This is a genomic window from Pseudomonas syringae pv. coryli str. NCPPB 4273 (assembly GCF_000972175.1).
Taxonomy (GTDB): Bacteria; Pseudomonadota; Gammaproteobacteria; order Pseudomonadales; family Pseudomonadaceae; genus Aquipseudomonas; species Aquipseudomonas syringae.
Genome location: NZ_AWQP01000065.1, coordinates 16071 through 39826 on the forward strand (window position 1 = coordinate 16071; position 23756 = coordinate 39826).

Consider the following 23756-nt stretch of genomic DNA (forward strand, 5'->3'; position numbering starts at 1 on the left):
TATACCCAACCTTACAAGGGTGTGCGCAGGTATCGTAATAAAGACAGCGCCAAACAGCATGAAGGCCCGACTGAGAACAGGCAGGCCTTCATGTGTTCATTGTCAGTATCGTCAGGCGATACCGTTCGGCCCGTCGAGGACCTGCCTGACCTTCCTGGCGAGGTCCTGCGGCATACAGGGCTTGGACACCACTTCAAACTCGGAGCCGCCAATGTCGGTTCGCTCGATCGAGCTCTCAGCGTAGCCGGTGGTCAACAGCACCTTGACCTTCGGGTACCTGCGCCTCACTTCACGCGCGAGCATCACACCATTCATGCCGCCCGGCATGATCAGGTCAGTGAACAGCAAATCATACATGCTGCCGGCCTCGAAGCGCTTGAGTGCCTCACGGGCATTGAGGACGATTTCCGACACATAGCCGTAATCATCCAGCACCATCTTCGCCAGCTCGGCCACGTCAGGACGGTCTTCCACGATCAGAATCCGCTCGGAGCTGCCAACGCGCCTTTCCGAGGCTTTCGGCGGATCGTTTTTGCTCAGCACCGCTTCGTCTACAGGAAAATACAGGCGCAGCGTGGTGCCGACACCTTCTTCGGTATAAATACGCGCAGCACCACCCGACTGTTTGGCAAAGCCATAGACCATCGAAAGACCGAGCCCGGAGCCCTTGCCTTCTTCTTTGGTAGTAAAGAACGGGTCCATTACCCGATCACGGATACTCGCGGGCATGCCGATGCCGTTGTCCGTCACCGCAATAGAGACATAACGGCCGGGTAACAGACCGTCGTAAGACATATTGGCCAACTCGTCGACGACCAGATTGCGGGTTTCAATAAATATCTTCGGGTCGGGCCTGCCAATCAGTGCATCGCGCGAATTGATGAAAATATTAAGAAGGGCAACTTCTGCCTGGGTCGGATCGATACGGCAGTTCTTCAGTGCCGGATCCAGATCGGTTTCGATAACCACTTCCGGACCGAACGTACGCTCGATCAGCGGTTCTGTCGTGGAAACCAGGCCATTGAGATTGAGCACTCGCCCCTGCAGTTTCTGTTTGCGGGCAAATGCCAGCAGTTGCTTGGTCAGTGTACTGGCGCGCTCGACGGCAGACTTGGCGTGATGAACACTGCGCTGGACACGCTGCACATCAATGGTGGGTTTCTCTGCCGCACTGCCGATCAGATCGATGTAACCGCCCATCACTTGCAGCAGGTTATTGAAGTCGTGCGCGATGCCACCGGTAAGCTGACCCAAGGCCTCCATCTTTTGAGCCTGACGCAATGCTTCTTCGGCATCTCGACGGCGACTGATGTCCAGTTGCGAGGCAAAGAAATAAATCAGGTCGCCCGCGTCGTTATAGACCGGGGAAATAAACAGCGCATTCCAGAACGATGAGCCGTCCTTACGATAGTTGAGAATTTCAGTGGAGATATCGACGCGCTCTTCGATTGCATCGCGAATCGACTGCACCGCTGCCCGGTCAGTGTCCGGCCCTTGAAGAAACCGGCAGTTGCTACCGATGATTTCCTTAGACGAATAGCCGGTCATTTCCAGAAATGCCTGGTTGGCAAAAATGATGGGGTTGTCCGGGCGATTGGGGTCCGTCACGATCATCGGCATCCGAGTCGTTTCTACGGCCGCGAAAAAGATATCTTTCCCCTGATGCTTGATATCTCCCGTCGCCGCATTGTCGACCCGGGCTTTATTTTCCGACACTCCAGAAACTCCACGACTGTTTATTGGGCTATTGCGCCTGCTCTCTAATGGCTAGGACTGGTGAAGCCTCAAAGGGTTCTCACTGAGCAGACGAAAATCAAATTATATTCACTTAGGGCATTGAACAGGCTCGAATTATCCCCCGGCGTCGCCTGTTCACTCACCCGATTAGTGACGCCTGTCACACATCAGGCATCGAACACCTGTCCCTTTTTTCAGAGCACGCAGGGCCTGCTGTTGACGCCGGCCGTGAACCACAAGGCGTATGCACTTGCAGTACTACCCACCGTTTCTGCTTTCCCCCCTGGCGCTGACGCTGCAACTGTTCGGTTTCAGTACAGCTCTTGCTTTTGCCTGCGTCGCCGAGGCTGATGTTGTCAGTCTGTCCAGCATCGAAGTTGACGGCTCGAGTACCGACAGCCCGGCGCAAATCGCTCGCGACGCGTTACGGGAAGTTCCGGGCGGCACCAACGTCGTCGATATGAGCACCGTCGAGCAAGGACGGGTCGCCAATAATGAAGACGTATTCAAGTACCAGCCCGGTATATACGCCAAGGCCGCCAACAGTGAGGGGGCAAAAATCTCGATTCGCGGCTCGGGCCTGAATCGGGCGCCCGGCGCGCACGCCTCCGGGCTGTTCGAAATGCTCGATGGCTTGCCGCTGACCGGCCCCGGCGGCACGCCCTACGAGCTCAAGGAACCGTTATGGCTGAGCCATGTGGAAGTGCGACGCGGTGCCAATGGCTTTGAGCTGGGTTCGCTGGCGCTGGGTGGCGCGGTCAACTATGTCACCCACACCGGTTATGACGCACCCAGGCTGCAGTTGCGCTATGAAGCAGGAAGCCACGGCTACTCGAAACGGCAGATCAGCTCGGGCCAGGTACTGGGCGATCTGGACTATTACGTCAGTCTGACCGATTCAGGCTACAACGGCTTCCAGGACCAGAGTGCAGGCGGCAGCCAGGGCATCGCAGCCAACGTCGGTTACCGTTTCAACCCGAACCTGGAAACCCGCTTCTTCTTTCGTTACCGGGAAACCGACAACGACTCGCCGGGCAGGCTGACCCGCGAGCAGATCCGCCATGATCCGCAGGCGGCCAATGCGCTCAACCGTGCGCGCGACTCAAAACGACTGCAACCGGGCAGCACCTGGCTCGGCAACAAGACCACTGTCTACCTGGATGACAGCTCACGCCTGGAAACGGGGCTGGTCTATCACGATTACCCCATGGACCTGCGCGAGGGCACCAATCGCCTGAAAGTCGCTTACACCGATATCAGCGGCACGCTCAATTACATACGTCAGGACACCGTATTCGGCCGTCAGAGCATTACCACGCTGGGACTGCGAACCAGCAAGGGGCTGCCCAACAACGGCGCATCGGAATTCGTCCGCGTGCCTGCCGGCAACACCGCAGGCTATGCGCCGGGGACCAGAACCCGGGATTACAGCTATCTGGGCTCGGACAGCGTGCTGCACCTGAGCAATGATCTGGAGCTGTTACCGGACCTGTGGCTGACAACGGGTGTTGCCGCCCTCTATACCCGTCGCGAAACCGAGGTCACCTACCCCGCCACCCAACAAGCCGTCAGCACTCATGCCTGGGACTATGCCACCCGGCTGGGCCTGCGCTACGACTTCACACCGCAGTTGCAGCTTTACGGCAATCTGAGTCGTTCGGTCGAGCCGCCCCACGCGTGGTCAATGATCTGGGGCTCCAACCGTTTCTTCCCTGCAGGCAGCGGTGCGGCCACCGGTCTGCAGAGTGTCGGCGTCAAACTTGAAAATCAGACCGCGACTACGCTGGAGCTCGGCGGCAAGGGTAACAGCGCAGCAGGCGACTGGACCGCAGGGTGGTATTACTCGCAGGTCAGGCATGAACTGCTCAGTGTCGAAACCCAGGCAGCCAGCGCGACAGGCTCGCAAGTCATTGCCGAGTCCAACGCCAGCCCGACCATCCACACCGGTATCGAACTCAGCCTGGACAGCCCGCTGTGGCAGGGAGGCACTGCGGGCAAGGTCGATTTGCGCCAGGCCTACACGTTCAGCGACTTCCACTACCGTAACGACGACCGCTTCGGCGACAACACGCTGCCGGGCATCCCCCGGCATTACTATCAGGCCGAGCTGCGCTACAGCCATCCTGTCGGTGTTTATGTGGCGCTGAATACCGAGCACGCGTCGAGGATCGCGGTCGATTACGCCAACTCGTTTTACGCCGATCAGTACACCTTGCTGGGCGCCACACTGGGCTATGCGTCACCCGGCGAGGACTGGCAGACCTGGCTGGACCTGCGCAACCTGACTAACCAGCGTTACGCCAGCACCGTGACACCCGGTTATGACGACAACGGCAAAGACATAGCGCGCTCGACACCCGGCGACGGGATGGGGATTTATGCGGGCATTTCCTGGAGCCTTCGTTAGGCGCAAGGCATTGTTGGCTGTCAGCGCCTAGAAGTTGGCCGGCGTGTTGGCGCTGATGATCTCGGCTTCGTCCTGGCCGATATTGCGGAAACGATGCGGCAAGGTGGTCGGGAAGTAATAGCCGTCCCCCGGACCGAGGATATTGACCTGCCCATCGATGGTCAGCTCCACGGTGCCGCGCGTCACCAGACCGCACTCCTCGCCTTCGCTGTGAACGATCGGCTCATCGCCCGAGTCGGCGCCCGGCGCGTACTGCTCACGCAGAAAGCGCATCTGCCGGCTCGGCAGGGTCGCGCCCACCAGCAGCAGGCGAGCACCGTTGCGCCCCAGGTCGGGTTGATCACCGGCTCGAAACACGTACTGATCCTGCCCGGGAGGCTGATCGAACGTGAAAAAATCCGCCAGCGTCATGGGAATCCCTTCAAGCAGCTTTTTCAGCGAGCTGATGGAAGGACTGACACGATTTTGTTCGATGAGGGAAATCGTGGCATTGGTCACACCACTGCGTCTGGCGAGCTCACGCTGTGACAGCTTGTAGCTTTCACGCACCAGTTTGAGTCGTGCTCCCGTATCCATAGTGGCCTTATGTGAAAGATATCCGGTGAATGAGGCAGCGCCCCGGCGCAATGGATCGTCCATTACCCGAAGCCCGTCAAGCCGGATATTAAATCACGTTTGCCCACAACACTCAGCAGCTCATCGCTCTAGCGGCTGCTGCGCGCATAGCTCTGGCAGGCCTCGCGAAAGGCCTTGAACAGGCTGAGCGACACAGGGTTGTCCATGAACTCCCATTCCGGGTACCACTGCACGCCCAGCACAAAGCCTGGCGCGCCGGGCATGGACACCGCTTCCACAAGGCCATCGGAGGCCAATGCTTCTGCGCGCAGGTCCGACGCCAGGCGGTCGATACCCTGGCTGTGCAGGCTGTTGACCTCGAACCCCGGCGCCAGCCCGAGCGAGTCGAGCAAACCGCCCATCTGCACCTGCACGGGATGCTTTGGCGCGTACTGCACCGCCAGCACCTCGCTCTGCGGCTCACGGTGATCCAGATAGCCAGGCAACTCCTGGACCCGCTGATGCAGGCTGCCGCCCAAGGCTACATTCAGCTCCTGAAAACCGCGGCAAATGCACAACACCGGCACGCCCTGAGCGATGGCAGCCCTGAGCAGCGGCAGTGTGGTGCGATCCCGGAATACATCATGAGCGGTGCCCTCCACGCTCGCCGGCCCATTGTAGTGACGTGGCTCGACGTTGGACGGCGAGCCGGTAAACAGCAGGCCATCCAGCGACGCGAGCAATTGCGCAGGCTTGGTGGGCACCTCGAGTGCAGGCAGAATCACCGGCATGCCCGCGAAGGCTGCAGCCTCGACGTACTTGTCGCCTGCGGTGTGAGAAGAATACTTGCCCAACTGCTGACGGCAGGCGGTAACACCGATCAAGGGAGGTCGCGACATAGCTTGAATCCTGTGTGAAATCTGAGTGGTCAGCGCCATTTGGACGCTATCCAGCGGGAATGAAACCAGTCTAGGATAGTCATCTGCGCAACAAACATAGGCGTTCAGGCAAAGGAACAATGCACCGATGCAATATGAAATCAGCCACGCCGACCTTTCACTGGTGCTCGCCCTGGTTCGCGGCCGCACATTGGCCCGTGCCGCCGATCTGTTGCAAGTTGATGTATCGACCGTATTCCGCTCAATCCGTCGCCTGGAAGCCGCGCTTGGCGCAGCGCTATTTGAAAAGAACCGGCGCGGATACATACCGACCGATACCGCGCAGGCCATGGCCGAGCAGGCCGAGCGCGCCGAACAGGCACTTGCCGCTGCGCGCATCGCTTTGCAACAGGGCGAACAAGTGGTCAGCGGTACGGTACGCCTGACCTGTACCGATGCGGTACTGCACAGTCTGCTGTTGCCAGCGCTGGCGGACTTCATGCCGCAGTACCCGGCCCTTACGCTGGAGCTGGCCACCTCCAATGCTTTTGCCAACCTCAGCCGTCGCGATGCCGACATCGCCCTGCGCCTGACCAATACGCCACCCGAGCACCTGATCGGGCGCTGCCTGGGCAGTGCCGACTACTTTGTCTGCGGCCGCCCCGAATACCGCGAGGCCTTGACGCAAAACCCGGCCTCGATCCCATGGATCAGCCCCGACGACTCGATGCCCGACCATACCTCGGTGATCTGGCGCAAACAGGCCTTTCCGGGGGTACTACCGAGCTACCGCTGCAGCAACATGTCGGCTGTCTCGCAGTTGGTCGCTGCCGGCCTGGGCGTCGCGGCGCTGACCGGTTTCACGGTCGAGGGCCTTGGAGCGGTCGAACGCCTGAGTGGCCCGCTGGAAGGATGCCGCACCGACCTGTGGCTGCTGACCCGCCCCGACTGTCGCGCATTGCGTTCCGTGCAGACCCTGCTGGAAGCCCTCGCGCCGCGCCTGCGCGCAGCGTTGCAGGTATCCAGCCCCGGTTGATCAGCCTCTGTGGATCCATTAAATAATAGTTAACTAAATTAATCATTGGATTAATCGCGATCCTGTGGCATTAATAATCGCAAGGAAACAACTTGATTCATTCTGTGGATCCATAAGACCAATAATCGAACCGTGGAGAACCATCATGCACCCGAAAAATGCGTGGTACGTCGCTTGCACAGCGGATGAAGTCGCCGACAAGCCTATGGGCCGGCAGATCTGCAACGAAAAGATGGTGTTCTATCGCGACCAGAACCAGCAGGTCGTTGCCGTCGAAGACTTCTGCCCGCATCGCGGCGCCCCGCTCTCGCTGGGCTATGTCGAGAACGGCCAGCTGGTGTGTGGTTACCACGGGTTGGTCATGGGCGGCGACGGCAAAACTGTTTCGATGCCCGGCCAGCGTGTTCGAGGCTTCCCTTGCAACAAGACCTTCGCGGCGGTCGAGCGCTACGGCTTCATCTGGGTCTGGCCAGGTGACCGGGAAAAAGCCGACCCGGCGCTCATTCATCATCTGGAGTGGGCCGTAAGCGACGAATGGGCCTACGGCGGCGGGCTGTTTCATATCCAGTGCGACTACCGCCTGATGATCGACAACCTGATGGACCTCACCCACGAAACCTACGTGCATGCTTCCAGCATCGGCCAGAAGGAAATCGACGAGGCCGCGCCTGTCACGACGGTCGAAGGCGAAGAAGTGGTCACCGCCCGGCACATGGAAAACATCATGCCGCCGCCGTTCTGGCAAATGGCACTGCGTGGCAACAACCTGGCCGACGACGTGCCGGTTGATCGCTGGCAGATCTGCCGCTTCACGCCGCCCAGTCATGTGCTGATCGAAGTCGGCGTCGCCCATGCGGGCAAAGGCGGCTATAACGCGCCTAAAGAGTTCAAGGCGTCGAGCATCGTCGTCGACTTCATCACCCCCGAGACCGACACGTCCATCTGGTACTTCTGGGGCATGGCGCGCAACTTCAATCCGGCCGACGAAGCGCTGACCGCCAGCATCCGTGAAGGCCAGGGCAAGATCTTCACCGAAGACCTGGAAATGCTTGAGCGCCAGCAACAGAACCTGCTCAAGCACCCGCATCGCAACCTGCTCAAGCTCAATATCGACGCCGGTGGCGTGCAGTCACGCAAGATTCTGGAGCGGCTGATCGCTGCCGAGCAGGCCGGTCCCGGCGAGCAGATTCCCGTGATGGCAACAAAATGACCGGCCATTGCCCGTCGAAACACCAAGACAACAATCAGAAGTGACCCATGCCGCGGTCACCCGAGGACCTACCATGATCGACGTGACGGTGTTATCACGTAACGATGAAGCGCTGGATATCTGCAGCTTTGAACTGGTGCGAGCAGACGGAGCGCTGTTGCCGCCGTTCACCGCAGGCGCGCACATTGACGTGCACCTGCCGGACGGGCTGATCCGCCAGTACTCGCTGTGCAATGCCCCGAACGAGCGTCACCGCTACCTGATCGGCGTCCTCAACGACCCGGCTTCGCGTGGTGGCTCGCGCAGCCTGCATCAACAGATTCAGACTGGCGCACCGTTGCGTATCAGCGAACCGCGCAACCTGTTCCCGCTGGCTGAAAACAGCCGACGCACGCTGCTGTTCGCCGGCGGTATCGGCATCACGCCGATCCTGTGCATGGCCGAACAGCTTACGCTGGAGGCTGCCGATTTCGAGCTGCATTACTGCGTGCGTTCCGCCGAGCGCGGCGCCTTTATCGAGCGCCTGAAGCATTCAGCATTTGCCGAGCGCATCACGCTGCACTTCGATGAACAGCCGGGCACCGCGCTGAACGCTGCCAAAGTGCTCGCCAACCCACAGACAGATACCCATCTGTACGTGTGCGGGCCAGGCGGTTTCATGCAATACATCCTCGACAGCGCGCGGGCCGCTGGCTGGTCCGAGGACACTCTGCACCGCGAGTACTTTTCCGCAGAGCCGGTAGACACCAGCAACGACGGCAGTTTTTCGATCGAGATCGCCAGTACCGGCCAGGTCATTGCCATTCCGGCCAACAAGACGGTCGCTCAGGTGCTCGAAAGCCACGGTATCGATATTCCGCTGTCGTGTGAGCAAGGTGTCTGTGGCACCTGCCTGACGCGGGTGTTGAAAGGCATTCCGGATCATCGCGATCTGTTTCTGACCGAAGACGAGCAGGCGCTCAACGATCAGTTCACGCCCTGCTGCTCACGTTCGAAGACGCCCGTGCTGGTGCTCGACATCTGATCAGTCCGGGCGCTGAATGACCTTCATGCGCTCGTTCTGCCCGGCGCCGAAGATTTCCGCATAGCGCAAGGTGGCGTTGGCATGCTCGCGCATGATGGCCTCGGCGCGAGCGCCCTGCCCGTTGACCAGCGCATCCACCACGGCGTGATGCTGCATGTGGGCGAAATTGAACCGCCGGTATTCGCGAATCAGGTTGTCGCGATCCACGGCCAGCGCGGTTACCGAGGCAAAAGGCAGGTGGTCGTTGCGCGACAGTGCATCGGCAATCGCGCGATTGCCGCTGCCCTCGACGATCACGCGATGCAGACGCATGTTCATGTCGTGATAGACCTCCAGGTCATCTTCAGTGACATGGCCTTTTTCGAACAGCGCATCACCCTGCACCAGACAGGCCTCAAGCTCGTCGCGCGCCTCCTGGGTCACGCCGCGCTCGGCCATTTGCCGCGCCGCAAGCCCCTCAAGGACGCCGCGGACATCCACCGCGCCGGCGATTTCCATCGGGGTGATCGAGCGCACCTGAAAACCACGCCCGCCAAACGGCACCAGCAGCCCCTCCTGCTCCAGCGTACGAAACGCCATGCGCACCGGCATGCGCGAAACGCCGAACAGCTCGGCGGTCGGCACCTCCATCAGGCGCTCTCCGGCAGCCAGCTCGCCTGATGCAATCATCTTGCGCAACGCAACAAGGACGGTCTGCCCGGGTTTGCTCATCAAAAGGCTTCCGTGGGGATCAAAAAAGGCATCTTACCCCACGCGCGCCCGAGTGAATCGCCCACATGCAATCGATCAGAGGGGGCACGAGGCGGCGTAACCGAAGGTGCGCTCTTCATCGGGTATTTCAATCCACGCCAGCGTCTCTGCAAAACTGATCGGCGGGCTGTAGAAGTAACCCTGCACCATCGTGCAACCCAGGGTGGTCAGTGCATTCAACTCATCCTGCGTTTCGACGCCTTCGATCACGCAGCCCAGGGACATGTCCAGACTCAAGGCAACCAGCGATTTGACGATCTTGTAGCTGGCCGGGTTGTGATGCACGCCGGTGACAAAGCTGCGGTCGATCTTCAGCTTGGTCAGCGCCAGCGCGTGCAATTGACTGAGGCTGGAGAAACCGGTGCCGAAGTCATCCAGCGAGATGCCGCAACCCAGCTTGCGGAACTGGGTAATGGCCTGCTGCACCTGAGCAATATCTTGCATGACCGCCGTTTCAGTGATTTCCAGATCGAGCCGCGACGCATCGAAGCCGCTGTTTTTGATGATCTCGACAATTCGGCTGACACTTTCCAGAGACGCACAGTCGTGCGCGGACAGATTGAACGACAGCCTGACGGGCGCAGGCCAGGACAGGGCCATGTGCAGCGAGCGGGTCAGCAAGGGCGCAGTCAGCTTGTTGATCATGCCGATGCGCTCGGCGATCGGAATGAAATGCGCCGGCGATACGGCCCCCAGTTCAGGGCTGTTCCAGCGCGCCAGTGCCTCGAAAGCCACTGTTTCGCGTGTGCAGCTTTCAATGATCGGCTGAAACAATACGTGAAACTCGGTTTCCAGATTGGCGCGCCGCAAGGCCTGTTCGGTAACGCCGTCGGCATGCAATTGCTCACGATGGCTGGCGGAGAACAGGCAGGTGGTGCCGGGGTTATGGTTCTTGCCCTGATACAGCGCGTAGTCGGCAAACTCGAACAGCTGGGTCGCGTTATCCGCCGTGGCCGGGTACGTCGCCAGGCCCAGTGTCGCGCCAATCTGGATCGGCATGTCCGACAGCTCGAAACTCTCGCGCATGAGGTCACACAGGTGCTTGCCAAACGCCAGCAACGAGGCGCTGTCCATGTCACCCTTGATCACCAGCGCAAACTCGTCACCGCCCAGTCGCGACACATGCACCTTGTCGCTTGAGGCGCTGGTCAGGCGTTCAGCAACCAGCATCAGCAGACGGTCGCCGATCCGATGACCATAAAGGTCATTGACCGGCTTGAACCCGTCCAGATCCATCACCCCCACTGCCAGCCCGCTACGCTGCGCCATTGCCTCGGTCATCGCAGCATCCAGGGTCTGAAAGAACTGCCGACGATTGGGCAGGCCCGTCAGGCTGTCCTGATTGGCCAGCAGCAGGTTCTCGTTACTCAGTTGCTCGGTCTTTACCTGCACATTCACCAGGCTGGTGAAATCGCGATACTGGTAATGAAGAATGATCAGCATGCCGATCGACACCAGCACGATATTCACCGCTGTGGCGATAAAGGTAATGTTGTAGGTCGAGGCGAAGAAGATGACGAAGGCGGTGTTGACGACCAGCGCGGTGGTTAGCGCTGCGGGCCGCAAGTGCATCATGCAGAAGATGCAGACAATTACCGTAATGCCCATGAAAAACGCGACATGTGCCTGGGAATAGGCATCGCCATAGGGGTAAAGCGACAGGGACCAGGCGGCAAACCCCGCCGCTATCACGCCCGCCAGGCCATGGGTTCCACGCAGCGTGGCCAGAATGATCGCAGGAGCGGGTGGCGGCCGGTTTACCGTGCGCAACCATTTGCGTGCACGGACAGCACAGATAATCGTGAGCAGCGCCGGAACCAGCAGCGTCAACCACATCGGGGCTGTTCGCCAATGGGTGAACGCCAACGCCCAGGTATTGACCAGCAGCACGAAGTACATCAACGGCAGTTGTCGGGACAACGCAACGTATTGGGCCTGCAACAACCTGGGGTTATCAGCGGGCACAGACATCAGGGCACGCAAGGCACCCGGTAGTTTTTTCAGCATCGCAAGGCTTCTCTGTTACCACAGTCAAAGCACACGTGGCTTGCTGCTCATCATGCGAACCGGACAGCTAATTGTCGGTTCGCTTGTCAGGCTCTCGGCGGATGTGATTAATTCTTTACGGTAAAACCGAGCCGTGCATCGGTTTAATTGAAAAAATCCGCCGGTCACTTTCCCCCTGCGCGCGCCTGGATTAATGACGCTTGTACACCTTTCAAGCGTCCGCTACGGACAAAGGGCATTAACGTGCCGATCTTCCATTTGCAGGCGACCATGCTGATGGCTGGCGGTATTGAAGCAGCGAAAGTCGATGAGCAGTTTTTGTCGGTCAACAGCCTCTCAGGCTTGACGCAGTCACTCCATCAGTTCGCCGCCACCTGCGCTCCGTCGGCCTGCATGACCAATGCTTTTAGCGAAGCGTCGAACTGTTTCAAGGCATTTACCTGCAAATCACGCTGCTGATCGATCTGTGCGGCGATCTCTGGAGCGGCCTTGCCTTGCACCCAGACCGAGGTCATTTCCCGAACCACCTCACCTTCAGCCTTGCCGATGTATTGCAGGTCATTGTCATAGAAGCGCGCCATGAACCGCGCTTCGACCTGACTGTTGCGCTTGCTCACCAGACGATTGTAAGTGTCGAGCATAACCACCACGTCCGGCCGCGCCTGCATCAGCGCATCGAGATTGTCGTAAACGGTTACCGAGGCGAACTCTTTCTTCAATGAACCCACCAGCCAGTCGGTCGCAAGTTGAGGGGCCGAGCTGTTGATGAATGCATTGCGGATACGCGCATCGAGTGCGCCATTGCTGCCGCTCCTGAGTGCAACCGAATGGTAGTTGTTCAAATACTGAAGGTTGCTGAGGGTGTTTTCGCTGTACAGCACGCCCACTGACTGAGTGTGTTGCAGGCTCGCGGCGCTGTCGACGACGGGCATGAAATGGCAGGACTGTTCGGAGACCGGGGAGACGGCAGCATTGACGGGGGCAGTGAACACAATGCTGGTGCTGAACACGGCAGCAAACGTCAACAGATTGAAGATTCTCATCGCGTCGTCTCCCTTTGGAGCAGGTGGCTATGGCGCCATCCTCCTCCTTTGCCGGAAAAACAGAACTTGCCTTGCTTGATGATGACTATCGACTGAATGAATGATAGTTGATGCCACTGCGTTGCAAGGTTTTTCGCTTCAATTTTCATCTGCCCTGACGGCCGCACGAATGGCTTGGAGCAGCATCCGGCACGCCGGATTGTCATTGTCGGTACGCCAGGCCAGGTGCAACTCGCTCTGCACGCCTTCGCCCAGGTCAATGTCACGAAACACGACGTCCTTGAACACCACATTGGTTGCGCAACGCGGCACCAATGCCAGGCCCATTCCAGCGTTGACCAGTGCCAGAATAGTCAGTGACGATCCAAGCCATTGGACATACTCCGGCGCAACTCGTGCGGAGCGAAACATACCGGTCAGCAGTTCGTTGAACGGTGGATACGCCGAATGCGAATACATCAGGAACGGCGCGCCATCCAGATCGGCCACCGCCACCGAATCGGCATGCGCCAACCGATGATTGCTCGGGACGGCCAGCACGAACGGCTCGCGTACCAGGCATTCGCTCTCATAACCCGGCTGAAACAACGGCGCTCGCACGATACCGAGGTCAATGCGCCGCGCCCTGAGTGCTTCGTGCTGCTGATAGGTGTTCATTTCCGTCAGGGAAATCTTCACCTGCGGCTGCTTGAGGCGCGCCTCGGCGATCACCCTGGGCAGAAACTCATACACCGCGCTGCCGACGAAACTAATGGTCACCGAGCCGATGTCACCCTCGGCAAAGCGCCGCGCGGAAATGGCCGCCTGCTGCGCGCGCTCCAGCAAGGTCTGCGCCTCGATGAAAAAAGCCCTGCCCGCTGCAGTCAGGGCCACACTGCGGGTACTGCGAGTGAACAGCTCGACGCCCAGATTGTGCTCCAGTATCTGAATCTGCCGACTCAACGGCGGCTGTGTCATGTTGAGCCGTTCGGCGGCACGGCGGAAATTCAGCTCCGTGGCCACCGTGGTGAAGCAACGCAGTTGGGAAAGCTCGAACATTGATCCACTCCCGGTATCAATCAAGTCAAAAGCTGGATTGGACAGGAATAATACACGCCTCCATGATCGACTCATCCCCAAAAAAACAATGAATGGGAGTCGCCTCTTGAATACCATCCCTGGTACTACGGACGTCACGGTGCTTGCCCGTGCGGCCGCCAAGGTGAAACGCCACGTGCTGCCGCTGTTCGTGGTGATGTTCATCGTCAATTACATCGACCGGGTCAATATCGGTTTTGTACGCAGCCATCTGGAAACCGATCTGGGCATCGGCGCAGCAGCTTACGGGCTGGGTGCCGGATTGTTCTTTGTCGGTTACGCACTGTTCGAAGTCCCCTCCAACATGCTCTTGCAGCGCTACGGTGCCCGCGCCTGGCTGACCCGCATCATGTTTACCTGGGGCGCGGCCGCGATGGCCATGGCGTTCGTGCAAGGCGAAACCAGTTTCTACGTACTGCGCTTCATTCTGGGCGCTGCCGAAGCCGGTTTCTTCCCCGGCATCATCTATTACTTCACCCAGTGGCTACCCTCCAGTGATCGCGGCAAGGCCATGGCGCTGTTTCTAAGCGGTTCGGCGATAGCGTCGGTGATTTCCGGACCGGTGTCCGGCGCCCTGCTCGGTATCGAGGGCCTGAACCTGCATGGCTGGCAATGGATGTTCCTGATCGAAGGCTTCGCGTCGATCGTGCTCTGCGGTTTCGTCTGGTTCTGGCTGCAATCACATCCTCATGAAGCCCGCTGGCTCAGTGACGAAGAAAAAACCGCGCTCAGCACCGCCATCGCCGAAGAGCAACGGCTGCGCGAAGCTTCACAAACCGTCAGACCCTCGGTCTTCCGACTGTTGGCGGACCGGCAGATCCTGCTGTTCTGCTTCATCTACTTTTCCGTGGCACTGACCATCTACGGCGCCACCTTCTGGCTGCCGAGCATGATCCGCAAAATGGGCAGCTTCAGCGATCTCGAGGTCGGGTTGTTCAATTCGATTCCGTGGATCATCTCCATCGTGGCCATGTACGGCTTTGCAGCACTGGCGGCACGCTTCAAGCACCAACAGGCCTGGGTGGCGGTCACGCTGGTCATCGCCGCAGCCGGCATGTTCATGTCCACCGTGGGCGGTCCGGTGTTCGCCTTTGTCGCCATCTGCTTCGCGGCAATCGGTTTCAAGGCCGCCTCTGCGCTGTTCTGGCCAATCCCTCAGGGCTATCTGGATGCACGCATTGCCGCTGCGGTCATTGCGCTGATCAACTCCATCGGCAACCTGGGCGGCTTCGTCGCGCCCACCACGTTCGGCTTTCTGGAACAGACCACCGGATCGATTCAAGGCGGCCTGTATGGGCTGGCAGCGACATCGCTGCTGGCTGCGGTGGTGATCTTCTTCGCCCGCACTACGCCACGAGGTGACCGTGGCCGCCCGTCCAGAGCTGAGCGGCCCGCAGCGCTCAGCCCTGCCGTCACTGGCACCCCTTCCAGCCTCAAACCCTGACTTCCGGGAGACCGCCCTTTGAAAATCATCCGTGTAACCGTGACCCCTATCGCCTTTCGCGACCCGCCGCTGCTCAACGCCAGTGGTATTCACGAACCCTTTGCCCTGCGATCGATCATCGAGGTGGAAAGCGACAACGGCTACATCGGCCTCGGTGAAAGCTATGGTGATGCCCCGGCACTGGCGATTCAGCAACAGGTGCAGACCCAGCTGATCGGGCTCGACCCGTTCAACCTCAATCAGCTGCGCAGCATCGTGCAGGCGACCGTGGCGGCGCATAAGCCTGCCAGCCTGGCCGGTGCCGAACTGGCGCCGGGCTCACACGCCAGCAAGGCGGTCAGCAATGCTTATTCTGCGTTCGAAGTGGCGTTTCTGGACTTGCAGGCACGTTCCATGAACCTGCCACTGGTGGACCTGCTCGGCGGTGCCATTCGTGACCAGATACCCTTCAGCGCCTACCTGTTCTTCAAATATGCGCAGCATGCCGATGCGCCTTACGCGCCCGACAGCTGGGGTGAAGCGCTCAGCGAAGAGCAGATAGTCGCCCAGGCCCGGCGCATGATCGAAGCCTATGGCTTCAAAAGCATCAAGCTCAAGGCCGGTGCGCTGCAGCCGGAACACGAGGTGTCGTGCATCAAGGCGCTGAAAAAAGCCTTCCCCGGTTATCCGCTGCGCATCGATCCCAACGGCAACTGGTCGCTGGAGACCTCGATTCGCATGGCCGAACTGCTGGGCGATGATCTGCAATATTACGAAGACCCGACGCCGGGCCTCGACGGCATGTCCGAATTGCACAAACGCACCGGCCTGCCGCTGGCGACCAACATGGTGGTGACCGATTTCGACGAGTTCCGCCGCAGCGTGGCCCTCGACAGCGTGCAGATCGTGCTCGCCGACCACCATTACTGGGGCGGCCTGCGCGACACTCAGGCGCTGGCGAAGATGTGCGACACCTTTGGCCTGGGCGTGTCGATGCACTCCAACTCGCATCTGGGTATCAGCCTCATGGCCATGGCCCACGTCGCAGCGTCGGTGCCCAATCTGGACTACGCCTGCGACACGCACTACCCGTGGCAGGAGCCGGACGAGGAAGTCATCAAGGGCGGCAAACTGCCGATTGTCGACGGCTGTGTCAGCATCACCCGCGCACCCGGTCTGGGGCTGGAACTGGACCATGACCAGCTCGGCAAGCTCAACGACCAGTATCACAGCTGTGGAATCCGGCAGCGCGATGATGTGAAGCAGATGCAAAAGTACAAGCCGGACTGGAAGGCGGTCAAACCGAGGTATTGAAGCCGTCCGGCTCGGCTTAATCGGCTCGCTGAGCAGGCGCGGTCTTCTGGTAGACACCCGGTGGATCCTGCCGGGTGCGGCCACGGATCAAGGCTTCGGGGTTGCGGCTCAGGTAATCGGTGAGGACCCTTACCGAGCGGGCCATGCGCTGAACCTCATCCATTGTCCGGTCGATCTGTTGACGTACAGGCGAGTCCTCGGCGAGCGCTGCGCCGGCAATGTCCAGCGTGCTTCGGGATTGCAGCAGAACGCCGTGCAGTTCAGGCATCACCTGCGCGTTGAATAGCCTGAACGTCTTCTGCGCCTCGCCGAGGCTGCCATTCAGGTTGCCGGCGATCTCCTGCACCGGCACTTTGCCGACCTTGTCGATGATCTGCTGTACCTGCTCCTGCATTTTTTCAAGCTCCCCCGGCACGGTCGGGATTATCAGCGGCTGCGCACTGACATCGAACGGTGCCGGCGTAGCGTTGGCGATAAAACCCAGCGAAATATACAGTTGTCCGGTCAGCAGACTCTCGCTGCGAGGCTGTGCACGCAGGCCCCGCTTGACGAAGTCGGCTATCAACTGTGCCGTACGTGCATCGTCGGTAACGCCCAATGTCTTTACGATTTTTTCATTGGCCATACCCAGGCGATCCGGGTAAATCACCGCCCCGACAATACTGGTGAACGACTGGCGGGCCGCGTCGTAATCCAGGTCTACCGAGACGACTCGCCCCAGTGTTATACCCATGAACTCGACCGGTGAATTGACCTCAAGCCCCCGCAGCGACTGACTGAAGATCATGCGGATGTAACCCGGTTCGCCGTCGGGCGGCGACAGCGCCTTCTGCTGATCGTCGAACAGCGTAAAGCGTGCATGCTCTGCAGCCCTGGGTGCCTTCGTGCTGTAATCCGGCTCGACGAAGGCCACCCCTCCCGCCAGTATCGTCGAAACTGATTCAGTCTTTATTTTCAGACCATCGGCGTCCACCGTCATGCCGATGCCACTGGCATTCCAGAAGCGCGTATCGGTGGTCACGAACCTGTCGTTGGGCGCATTGATGAAAACTTCCGCATCCACGCTCTTGCCGTCATCGGATAAATGAAAGGCCGCTATCTGTCCGACTTGAATGCGTCGGTAGTACACAGGAGACCCCACCTCCAGTGAGCCCATGTCCCCGGCATGCAGGGTAAAACGTGTGCCTTTTGTACCGTAGGTAATGGGTGGCGCAGTTTCCTGACCGACAAAGTGTTTTTTCGTACGCCCGGACGTGCCACTGTCCGCAGCGATAAATGGCCCGGAAAGCAAGGTATCCACGCCCGACACACCGGTGGCGCCTATACGCGGGCGCACCACCCAGAACAAGGAATCCTCGGCAGTGAACGCACGGGCGTTGGCATCAAGGTCCACCGTCGCCACCACGCCTGTGCGGTCGTTGTTCAAGACCACGGCAGATACCTCGCCAATCACGACATTCCTGACCTTGACCTTCGTCTTTTGAGCTTCAAGCCCCTCGGCGCTCTGGAAGGTGATGAAGACTCTCGGGCCTTTGGACAGTGTGCTGCCGATCAGCAGCGAAAGGCCTATCAAGGCAGCAAGCAGCGGAACCAGCCAAACCGGGGATACGCCGAAACGTCTGTTTCGGGAGAGTGAAGCGCCGACTGCCGATGCAGAAACCGAACCTGAGCGATCAGACATTTTGTCCTCTGAGACGCCCACACGGGGTCATGCCGACGATTGATACTGTCGGTCGAACTCTGAACCTCGGCTATCAATAAACCATCAAGGAAATATCAAGATCTGATCAAGATGCGATGGTGCCGTTGCGGCGGGAATCCATCGTGTGGTCTTGCATGAAGCCGACCTTTTGGTCGTAAGCGGATGGCGAACACATCTTTACTTCGTCCTCACATCGATCTGCTTCCAACTGCTATATAAACTCCGTCTCGCTAAGAGGTGTGAGTAGGTAGTGGGAGCGATGCGATCATTTGATCAAAGGCCGCCACCGCATATCTTCCATCAAGGCTTTTCAAGGTTGGCATTGCTGAAGGAAACCCGAATCTCACTCTGCCGGGAAGCACTTGATCCATAGCTGAGTACCAGGTCAGCAGAGCTTGTTGGAGGCGCACGTGTAGCTCGAATCCACTCCGTCGGCGGGTGGTGTCTGCTTTGGCTCGTTCGCGCGCGAGCTGAGGGTCTATGCGGCCAACAATGTAACAGTCAGCAAAGCCAATACGTCCTTGTACGATTGTTTCTCTTGTGGCGTTCAACTCTATTCGCCAGGTGTGTTCGCTCGTCTCGCCGATCTGCCAAAGGCTCCAAATGTAGTGGAGCTTGAGAGGGTCACTGTCACACAAAGCCCACGAAGAAATGTCTTCCATGGCCAACGCTTTTTGCCAACGATCCACGTTTCGCTCTGCCCAAAAAGTTGCTGCTCCGACTGGATCTTTTATCCGATCCGGTTCGTTTTCAAAACGGCCGTTTTCAGGAATGACATGTTGCCCTCCATGCTTAGCGCACCAAGTCGTTTTCCCGCTGGCGCTGATTCCTTCAACAACCAAAATCATCGTTATGACTACTCCGTTAATTGCGCCATCCTTGCAAGTCCCAAATCATCAGGGGTTACGTGGTTTCTGCCGCCACCCACTGATGCGGCAGCAGTTGCTCGATCTCGCTCGCCAGCTGCGTCGGCAGGCGTGTAAGAACGTCCTTCAAATAAGCATACGGATCATGCCCGTTGAGCCGCGCAGATTGGATCAAACTCATGATCGCCGCCGCCCTTTTTCCGCTGCGTAGCGACCATGCAAAGAGCCAGTTCTTACGTCCAAGAACCCATGGACGGATTTGATTCTCGGCCCAATTGTTGTCAATGGGTACGGCTCAGTCGTCGAGGTAGCGCGACAGCGCTGCCCAGCGTTTCAGGCTGTAATCGAGTGCTCTACTGATGGCCGAACCTTCGAGCACGAGATCGCGCTGGGCGATCATCCAAGCATGCACCATGTCCATCACCGGTACGGCTTTTTCTTGCCGTATTCGGCGCCGTTAAATGCAGGTTGCGGCGCCGTGTTTTTCTGCGCTTGTACCCGTATCCATTTATGGAAGAGGTTTGCGTTGAGGCTATGGCTGAGCGCGATGCTGGCAATAGAAGCGCCGGGCTGGGCACACTCTTGAATGACTTGGGCCTTGAAGGACTTGGAGTAGGAACGGCGTTGTGGCTGCATGAAATACCCGCTTAAAAGGCTAGAACTGGTGTCCACCTAAATTTAAGTGCACACCATGTCCTGGCCTCGCGGGGCTGGGTAGATGACTTGGCCGGACGCATACTTTTGGTCGGCTTCATACCGTTGATCAAGGCAACGGATCAAACTTCAATTCGCTGAGGCTTTGCACCTTGTCTTCGCGAACCATTTTGTATTCGGTGTTCGGGCCGATCCAGTGCGCCCAGATTGCGTCGATCTCGCCTGCGGCTTCCATTGCGCGCAGTGATTCGTTGACCTTCGCCAGAAAGGCCGGTTCGCCCTGGCGCATGCCGGCACCAATGGGCTCAAGCGCCATCGGTTCCTTGGCGATTGCCAATTCCACGCCGCCGGCCTTGGCCTGCCCTACCAGCTTGATCGCAGTCATGGTGTTGGTCACCAGGCCCACCACCTTGTTCTGTTGCAGTGCCATGTAGGCAGAGCCAGTGTCCTGGAAGGTCACTGGCGTTGCGTCAGCCAGGCGGATCGACTGCTCGGACGTAGAGCCCTTGGTCGAACTGATGCGTTTGCCCTTGAAGAACGATTTCGGCTGATCGGCATTCGCCGCACGGACTACCAGTGTTTCCTTGGCGATGTAGTAAGGGTCGCTGAACTGGATCTGCTCGGCACGGCTCTTGGTGTAAGCCAGGTTGGCGAAAATCACATCTACGCGGCCCATTTTGACTTCCGGGATCCGTGCTTCTACCGACAGCGGCTTGAGTTCCAGCTCCACGCCCATGTGTTTGGCCAGGGCTTTGCAAAGATCGACGTCCATGCCCACCAGTTCGCGGGTTTGAGGGTCCGGTGCCGAGAACGGCGGAACGTCGGCGTACACGCCACAGCTCAGGCTTTTCTTGCTCATCACATCGCTGAGCTGATCGGCATGGACCGCTGAAACAGCCAACGGCGACAACGCCAGTGCAGCCAATACAGACTTGATACGCATGGTGAGACTCCTGGAAATGAATTGAGTGATTCGCTGAAATCAGTGCCTGCGCTCAATGGCTGCGCAGGTCGGCAATGAAGCGCTGGGCACGCGGATGGCTCGGTTGCTGAAAGAACACCTCAGGGCTGGATTTTTCGAGGATCTGCCCCGCATCCATGAACCAGATGGTGTCGGCCACTTCCCGGGCAAAATTCATCTCGTGGGTGACGCACATCATGGTCATGCCCTCTTTGGCCAGGCCTTTCATGACGCCGAGCACCTCGCCGACCATTTCCGGGTCAAGTGCACTGGTGGGCTCGTCAAACAGCATAACGGGCGGCTCCATCGCCAGCGCGCGGGCAATCGCCACACGCTGCTGCTGGCCACCGGACAACTGTGCGGGGTAGGCACCGGCCTTGTGTGCCAGCCCCACCCGATCCAGCAACTCCATGGCGCGGGCGCGCGCTTCGCTGCTCTTCAGGCCACGGACTTTGGTCGGGGTCAGAATGATGTTGTCGAGCACCGACAGGTGCGGAAACAGATTGAAACTCTGGAACACGAAACCCACGCGGCTGCGCAACCGATTGACGTTGGCGTCGGTGCCGTTCACGTCACGGCCATCAAACAGGATCTGGCCTTGCTGCACGTCCTCAAGACGATTGACGGTGCGGATCAGCGTCGACTTGCCCGAGCCTGAAGGCCCGCACAGCACCACCACTTCGCCGCGCTGCACCTCAGCGGTGATATCGGTCAGGGCCTGGTACTCGCCATACCATTTATTGATCCTGGAAAACATGATCATCGGATGCATTGGGCAACCCTCAATTATCGGTAGTCAAAGGCCGGGGAATGGGCACAGGCGATACATCGCCTTCACGTTTGCGGGCAATCCGCTGCTCCACCACGGCGGCGAGACGGGTCAGGCCGTAGCACAGCACGTAGTAAGTGATCGCCAGGATGAAGAACACCTGAAACGGCTTGGTCAGCAGCTGGTTATTGATCTGATTGGCGGCAAAGGTCACTTCCTGGACATTGATCACGTAGCCCAGCGACGTTTCCTTGATGATCGAAATGAACTGGCTGATCAGACTCGGCAAGGCGTTGTACAGCGCCTGCGGCAGGATCACCCAGACCGTGGTGCGCAGGTAGCCCATGCCCAGTGCGCGGGAGGCTTCGTACTGACCGGTCGGCAGCGCCTGAATAGCGCCGCGGATGATTTCGCACAGGTAGGCGCTCTGATAGACCACCAGCGTGCAGAGCATGGTGGTGAAACCGGTGATGTTATGCCCGATCAGCAAGGGGACCAGAAAGTAGGTCCAGAAAATCACCATCAGCAGCGGAATGCCGCGCATCACGTAGACCCAGACCGTCGCCGGGTAGCGCAGCCAGCGCCACGGTGAAACCCGCGCCAGCGACAACAGCAGCCCCAGGGGAAAGGCCAGCAAGAGTGCCAGCGCCGCCAGCATCAGCGTCGAGATCAGGCCGCCCATCGGGCCATGGGGGTATTGACCGACCAGCAGCAAGGTCCAGTTATCGCGAACAATCGTGAAGACATCGAACATCGCCGCCTACCTCGCCATGGCTTTGCTGAACTGCCGGGCCAGCAACGCGCCCAGGCCCATCAGCATCAGTGAAATGGCCAGGTAGACCACGGTTGCCACCAGATACGCTTCGAAGGTGCGGAAGGTATAGTTCTCGACTTCGCGGGTGGCATAAGTCAGCTCCACCACGCCGATGGCCATGACCAGACTGGTGTTCTTGAACAGCAGGACCGTGTGATTGATCAACGACGGCAAACAGTTGCGAACCCCTTGCGGCAGGATGACGTAGCGCATCGAACGCACATAGCCCAGGCCCAGGGCACGCGACGCCTCGACTTGCCCGGCTGGAATCGCGCGTAACCCGCTGCGGATGTCTTCACTGAAATAAGCCGCCTGGCAAAGCCCCAGCGCGATGACCGAGAACAGGTACTCGGTGCTGTAGTTGGCCAGCCAGATCTGCGTGCTTTCGGACAGCAAGGTGGGGATACCGAAATACCAGAGCATCAGTTGCACCAGCGTCGGCACATTGCGGTGGTAGGACACATAGGCCGCCACCAGGCGCTCGGCGTACTTGTTGCCGGTCAGGCGAATCGACACCAGCAGCAGGGCCACAGCCATGGCCAGACACCAGGCAACCAAGGCCAGTTGCAGGGTCGTTTCTATGCCCTTGACGATCAGCTCGGCGTACTCGCCCTGCAGGATCGCTGAAAGATCGAATTTACTCGTCATGGTTGTTCCCATAGACATTCAGCCAGGGCAGAAGCAAGGCGCCAGTGAGTCTGGCGCGGGTATGGCATGGCGGCTGGTGCCGCTCTCGTGATGGGTACAGCCCTCGAAGACGCAGCCTCAGCCTTCGTAGTCCTGCGGGCGCGCCGTCGACAATCCGCCGGGGACCTGCAGCGTCGGGGTAATTTCCATGTGGCCGATGTTGACTGCGATGGGCGCGGCAATCACATAGGCGATCGCATCGGCAATGTCCTTGGCCACCGGCAGCTCATAGCCCTCGATGAAACGCTTGCGCACTTCCTCGGAGTCGCCATGCACGTGGGCGAAGATATCCGTCGCCACGCGCCCCGGACAGATTTCGGTAACCCGCACGCGCTTGCCGAAGGCATCGATGCGCAACTGCCGGGACAGCATGCTCACCGCCGCCTTGGTCGCGTGGTACGTCGAGTTGCCACCGAAGTTGTACGCGGCAGCGATCGAGCTGATGTTGATGATGTGCCCGCGATCACGCTCGACCATCCCCGGCAACGAAAGCCTGGCGATCTGCAACACAGCGCGCAGGTTCACATCGACCAGCAGATCGATCCCTTCGGCATCCGCCTTGAGCAGCGAGCCGGGCCGGTCGACGCCGGCATTGTTGACCACGACATCGAAATGATGGGCCTGAAACAGGGCCGTCAGGCCAGCCAGATCCGTTACGTCGATAGCGTGCGCGATACAACCGGTGCGCTGCGCCAGTGCCGCCAGCTTGTCTGCACTGCGCGCCAGCGCATGGACCTGCAGACCTTCGGCACACAGCCGCTCGACGACGGCCTCGCCAATGCCGGAAGAAGCGCCGGTGACCAGCGCGGTTTTGTAATCGGAAAAAGGCATGTCAGGGTTTC

21 protein-coding genes and 2 pseudogenes are annotated in these 23756 nt (G+C 59.2%); 7 read left to right on the plus strand and 16 right to left on the minus strand.

Annotation, left to right across the window (positions count from 1 at the left end; translation table 11 throughout):
* Positions 1-111: 111 nt before the first annotated feature.
* Positions 112-1716 (minus strand): hybrid sensor histidine kinase/response regulator, encoded by a 1605-nt coding sequence (locus tag P406_RS22730; protein ID WP_046237433.1) that lies wholly within the window; start codon positions 1714-1716, stop codon positions 112-114.
* 265 nt (positions 1717-1981) lie between these two features.
* Between P406_RS22730 and P406_RS22735 the strand changes: the two genes are divergently transcribed.
* Positions 1982-4144 carry a TonB-dependent receptor family protein gene (locus P406_RS22735; RefSeq protein ID WP_235810426.1) on the plus strand — a complete coding sequence of 721 codons (2163 nt, stop codon included), beginning with the start codon at positions 1982-1984 and terminating at the stop codon, positions 4142-4144.
* Positions 4145-4171: 27 nt separating this feature from the next.
* Here P406_RS22735 and P406_RS22740 read toward each other — a convergent pair whose 3' ends face one another.
* Both P406_RS22740 and P406_RS22745 read right to left on the minus strand, forming a co-directional pair.
* On the minus strand, positions 4172-4720 hold the full coding sequence (locus tag P406_RS22740; protein WP_003344936.1) for a cupin domain-containing protein: 549 nt from the start codon (positions 4718-4720) through the stop codon (positions 4172-4174).
* Positions 4721-4848: 128 nt separating this feature from the next.
* Complete coding sequence (locus P406_RS22745) at positions 4849-5598, minus strand: gamma-glutamyl-gamma-aminobutyrate hydrolase family protein (RefSeq protein WP_046237434.1); 750 nt, start codon at positions 5596-5598, stop codon at positions 4849-4851.
* A 127-nt stretch (positions 5599-5725) separates the two neighbouring features.
* On the opposite strand from P406_RS22745, the gene P406_RS22750 reads away from it, so the two are divergent.
* The 3 genes from P406_RS22750 to P406_RS22760 all read left to right on the plus strand — a co-directional run bounded on the left by P406_RS22750 (position 5726) and on the right by P406_RS22760 (position 8847).
* Entirely contained in the window at positions 5726-6613 is an 888-nt protein-coding gene (locus P406_RS22750; RefSeq protein WP_046237435.1) for a LysR family transcriptional regulator, read from the plus strand.
* A 145-nt stretch (positions 6614-6758) separates the two neighbouring features.
* Positions 6759-7823, plus strand: a complete 1065-nt coding sequence (locus P406_RS22755; protein WP_046237436.1) for a Rieske 2Fe-2S domain-containing protein — start codon at positions 6759-6761, stop codon at positions 7821-7823.
* Between the two features lie 73 nt (positions 7824-7896).
* Positions 7897-8847 (plus strand): PDR/VanB family oxidoreductase, encoded by a 951-nt coding sequence (locus tag P406_RS22760; protein WP_046237437.1) that lies wholly within the window; start codon positions 7897-7899, stop codon positions 8845-8847.
* Here the strand turns inward: P406_RS22760 and P406_RS22765 are convergent, their stop codons facing one another.
* Both P406_RS22765 and P406_RS22770 read right to left on the minus strand, forming a co-directional pair.
* On the minus strand, positions 8848-9558 hold the full coding sequence (locus tag P406_RS22765; RefSeq protein WP_003410621.1) for a GntR family transcriptional regulator: 711 nt from the start codon (positions 9556-9558) through the stop codon (positions 8848-8850).
* Positions 9559-9633: 75 nt separating this feature from the next.
* Positions 9634-11604 (minus strand): putative bifunctional diguanylate cyclase/phosphodiesterase, encoded by a 1971-nt coding sequence (locus P406_RS22770; RefSeq protein WP_046237438.1) that lies wholly within the window; start codon positions 11602-11604, stop codon positions 9634-9636.
* Positions 11605-11838: 234 nt separating this feature from the next.
* On the opposite strand from P406_RS22770, the pseudogene P406_RS30410 reads away from it, so the two are divergent.
* Positions 11839-11937 (plus strand): annotated as a pseudogene (locus P406_RS30410) (nucleoside hydrolase); the annotation flags it as partial.
* 26 nt (positions 11938-11963) lie between these two features.
* On the opposite strand, the gene P406_RS22775 reads toward P406_RS30410, so the two are convergent.
* Together P406_RS22775 and P406_RS22780 are read right to left on the minus strand one after the other, a co-directional pair.
* On the minus strand, positions 11964-12647 hold the full coding sequence (locus tag P406_RS22775; protein WP_046237439.1) for a hypothetical protein: 684 nt from the start codon (positions 12645-12647) through the stop codon (positions 11964-11966).
* Positions 12648-12785: 138 nt separating this feature from the next.
* On the minus strand, positions 12786-13685 hold the full coding sequence (locus tag P406_RS22780; RefSeq protein WP_046237440.1) for a LysR family transcriptional regulator: 900 nt from the start codon (positions 13683-13685) through the stop codon (positions 12786-12788).
* A 139-nt stretch (positions 13686-13824) separates the two neighbouring features.
* On the opposite strand from P406_RS22780, the gene P406_RS22785 reads away from it, so the two are divergent.
* Positions 13825-15168, plus strand: a complete 1344-nt coding sequence (locus tag P406_RS22785; protein WP_024960947.1) for an MFS transporter — start codon at positions 13825-13827, stop codon at positions 15166-15168.
* Positions 15169-15186: 18 nt separating this feature from the next.
* Positions 15187-16461, plus strand: coding sequence for a glucarate dehydratase family protein (locus tag P406_RS22790; protein ID WP_046237442.1), 1275 nt, complete (start codon positions 15187-15189; stop codon positions 16459-16461).
* Between the two features lie 16 nt (positions 16462-16477).
* On the opposite strand, the gene P406_RS22795 is transcribed toward P406_RS22790, so the two are convergent.
* The 9 genes and pseudogenes from P406_RS22795 to P406_RS22835 all read right to left on the minus strand — a co-directional run bounded on the left by P406_RS22795 (position 16478) and on the right by P406_RS22835 (position 23745).
* Positions 16478-18142 (minus strand): PqiB family protein, encoded by a 1665-nt coding sequence (locus P406_RS22795; RefSeq protein ID WP_046237464.1) that lies wholly within the window; start codon positions 18140-18142, stop codon positions 16478-16480.
* A 251-nt stretch (positions 18143-18393) separates the two neighbouring features.
* A complete protein-coding gene (locus tag P406_RS22800) occupies positions 18394-19011 on the minus strand; it encodes a hypothetical protein (protein WP_046237443.1) in 618 nt (205 codons plus the stop codon).
* A 55-nt stretch (positions 19012-19066) separates the two neighbouring features.
* Positions 19067-19486: pseudogene (locus tag P406_RS22805) on the minus strand (IS66 family transposase); the annotation flags it as partial.
* Entirely contained in the window at positions 19450-19665 is a 216-nt protein-coding gene (locus P406_RS22810) for a transposase (protein WP_024683471.1), read from the minus strand. The pseudogene P406_RS22805 and the gene P406_RS22810, both read right to left, overlap by 37 nt.
* A gap of 127 nt (positions 19666-19792) precedes the next feature.
* On the minus strand, positions 19793-20626 hold the full coding sequence (locus P406_RS22815; protein WP_003416820.1) for an ABC transporter substrate-binding protein: 834 nt from the start codon (positions 20624-20626) through the stop codon (positions 19793-19795).
* A gap of 52 nt (positions 20627-20678) precedes the next feature.
* Positions 20679-21407 carry an amino acid ABC transporter ATP-binding protein gene (locus P406_RS22820; protein WP_170963801.1) on the minus strand — a complete coding sequence of 243 codons (729 nt, stop codon included), beginning with the start codon at positions 21405-21407 and terminating at the stop codon, positions 20679-20681.
* A 19-nt stretch (positions 21408-21426) separates the two neighbouring features.
* Entirely contained in the window at positions 21427-22167 is a 741-nt protein-coding gene (locus P406_RS22825; RefSeq protein ID WP_003410639.1) for an amino acid ABC transporter permease, read from the minus strand.
* A 6-nt stretch (positions 22168-22173) separates the two neighbouring features.
* The gene (locus P406_RS22830) at positions 22174-22875 is read right to left on the minus strand and encodes an amino acid ABC transporter permease (protein WP_046237444.1); all 702 of its coding nucleotides are present in this window, start codon (positions 22873-22875) and stop codon (positions 22174-22176) included.
* A gap of 117 nt (positions 22876-22992) precedes the next feature.
* Complete coding sequence (locus P406_RS22835) at positions 22993-23745, minus strand: SDR family oxidoreductase (protein ID WP_024643282.1); 753 nt, start codon at positions 23743-23745, stop codon at positions 22993-22995.
* Between the last annotated feature and the right edge of the window lie 11 nt (positions 23746-23756).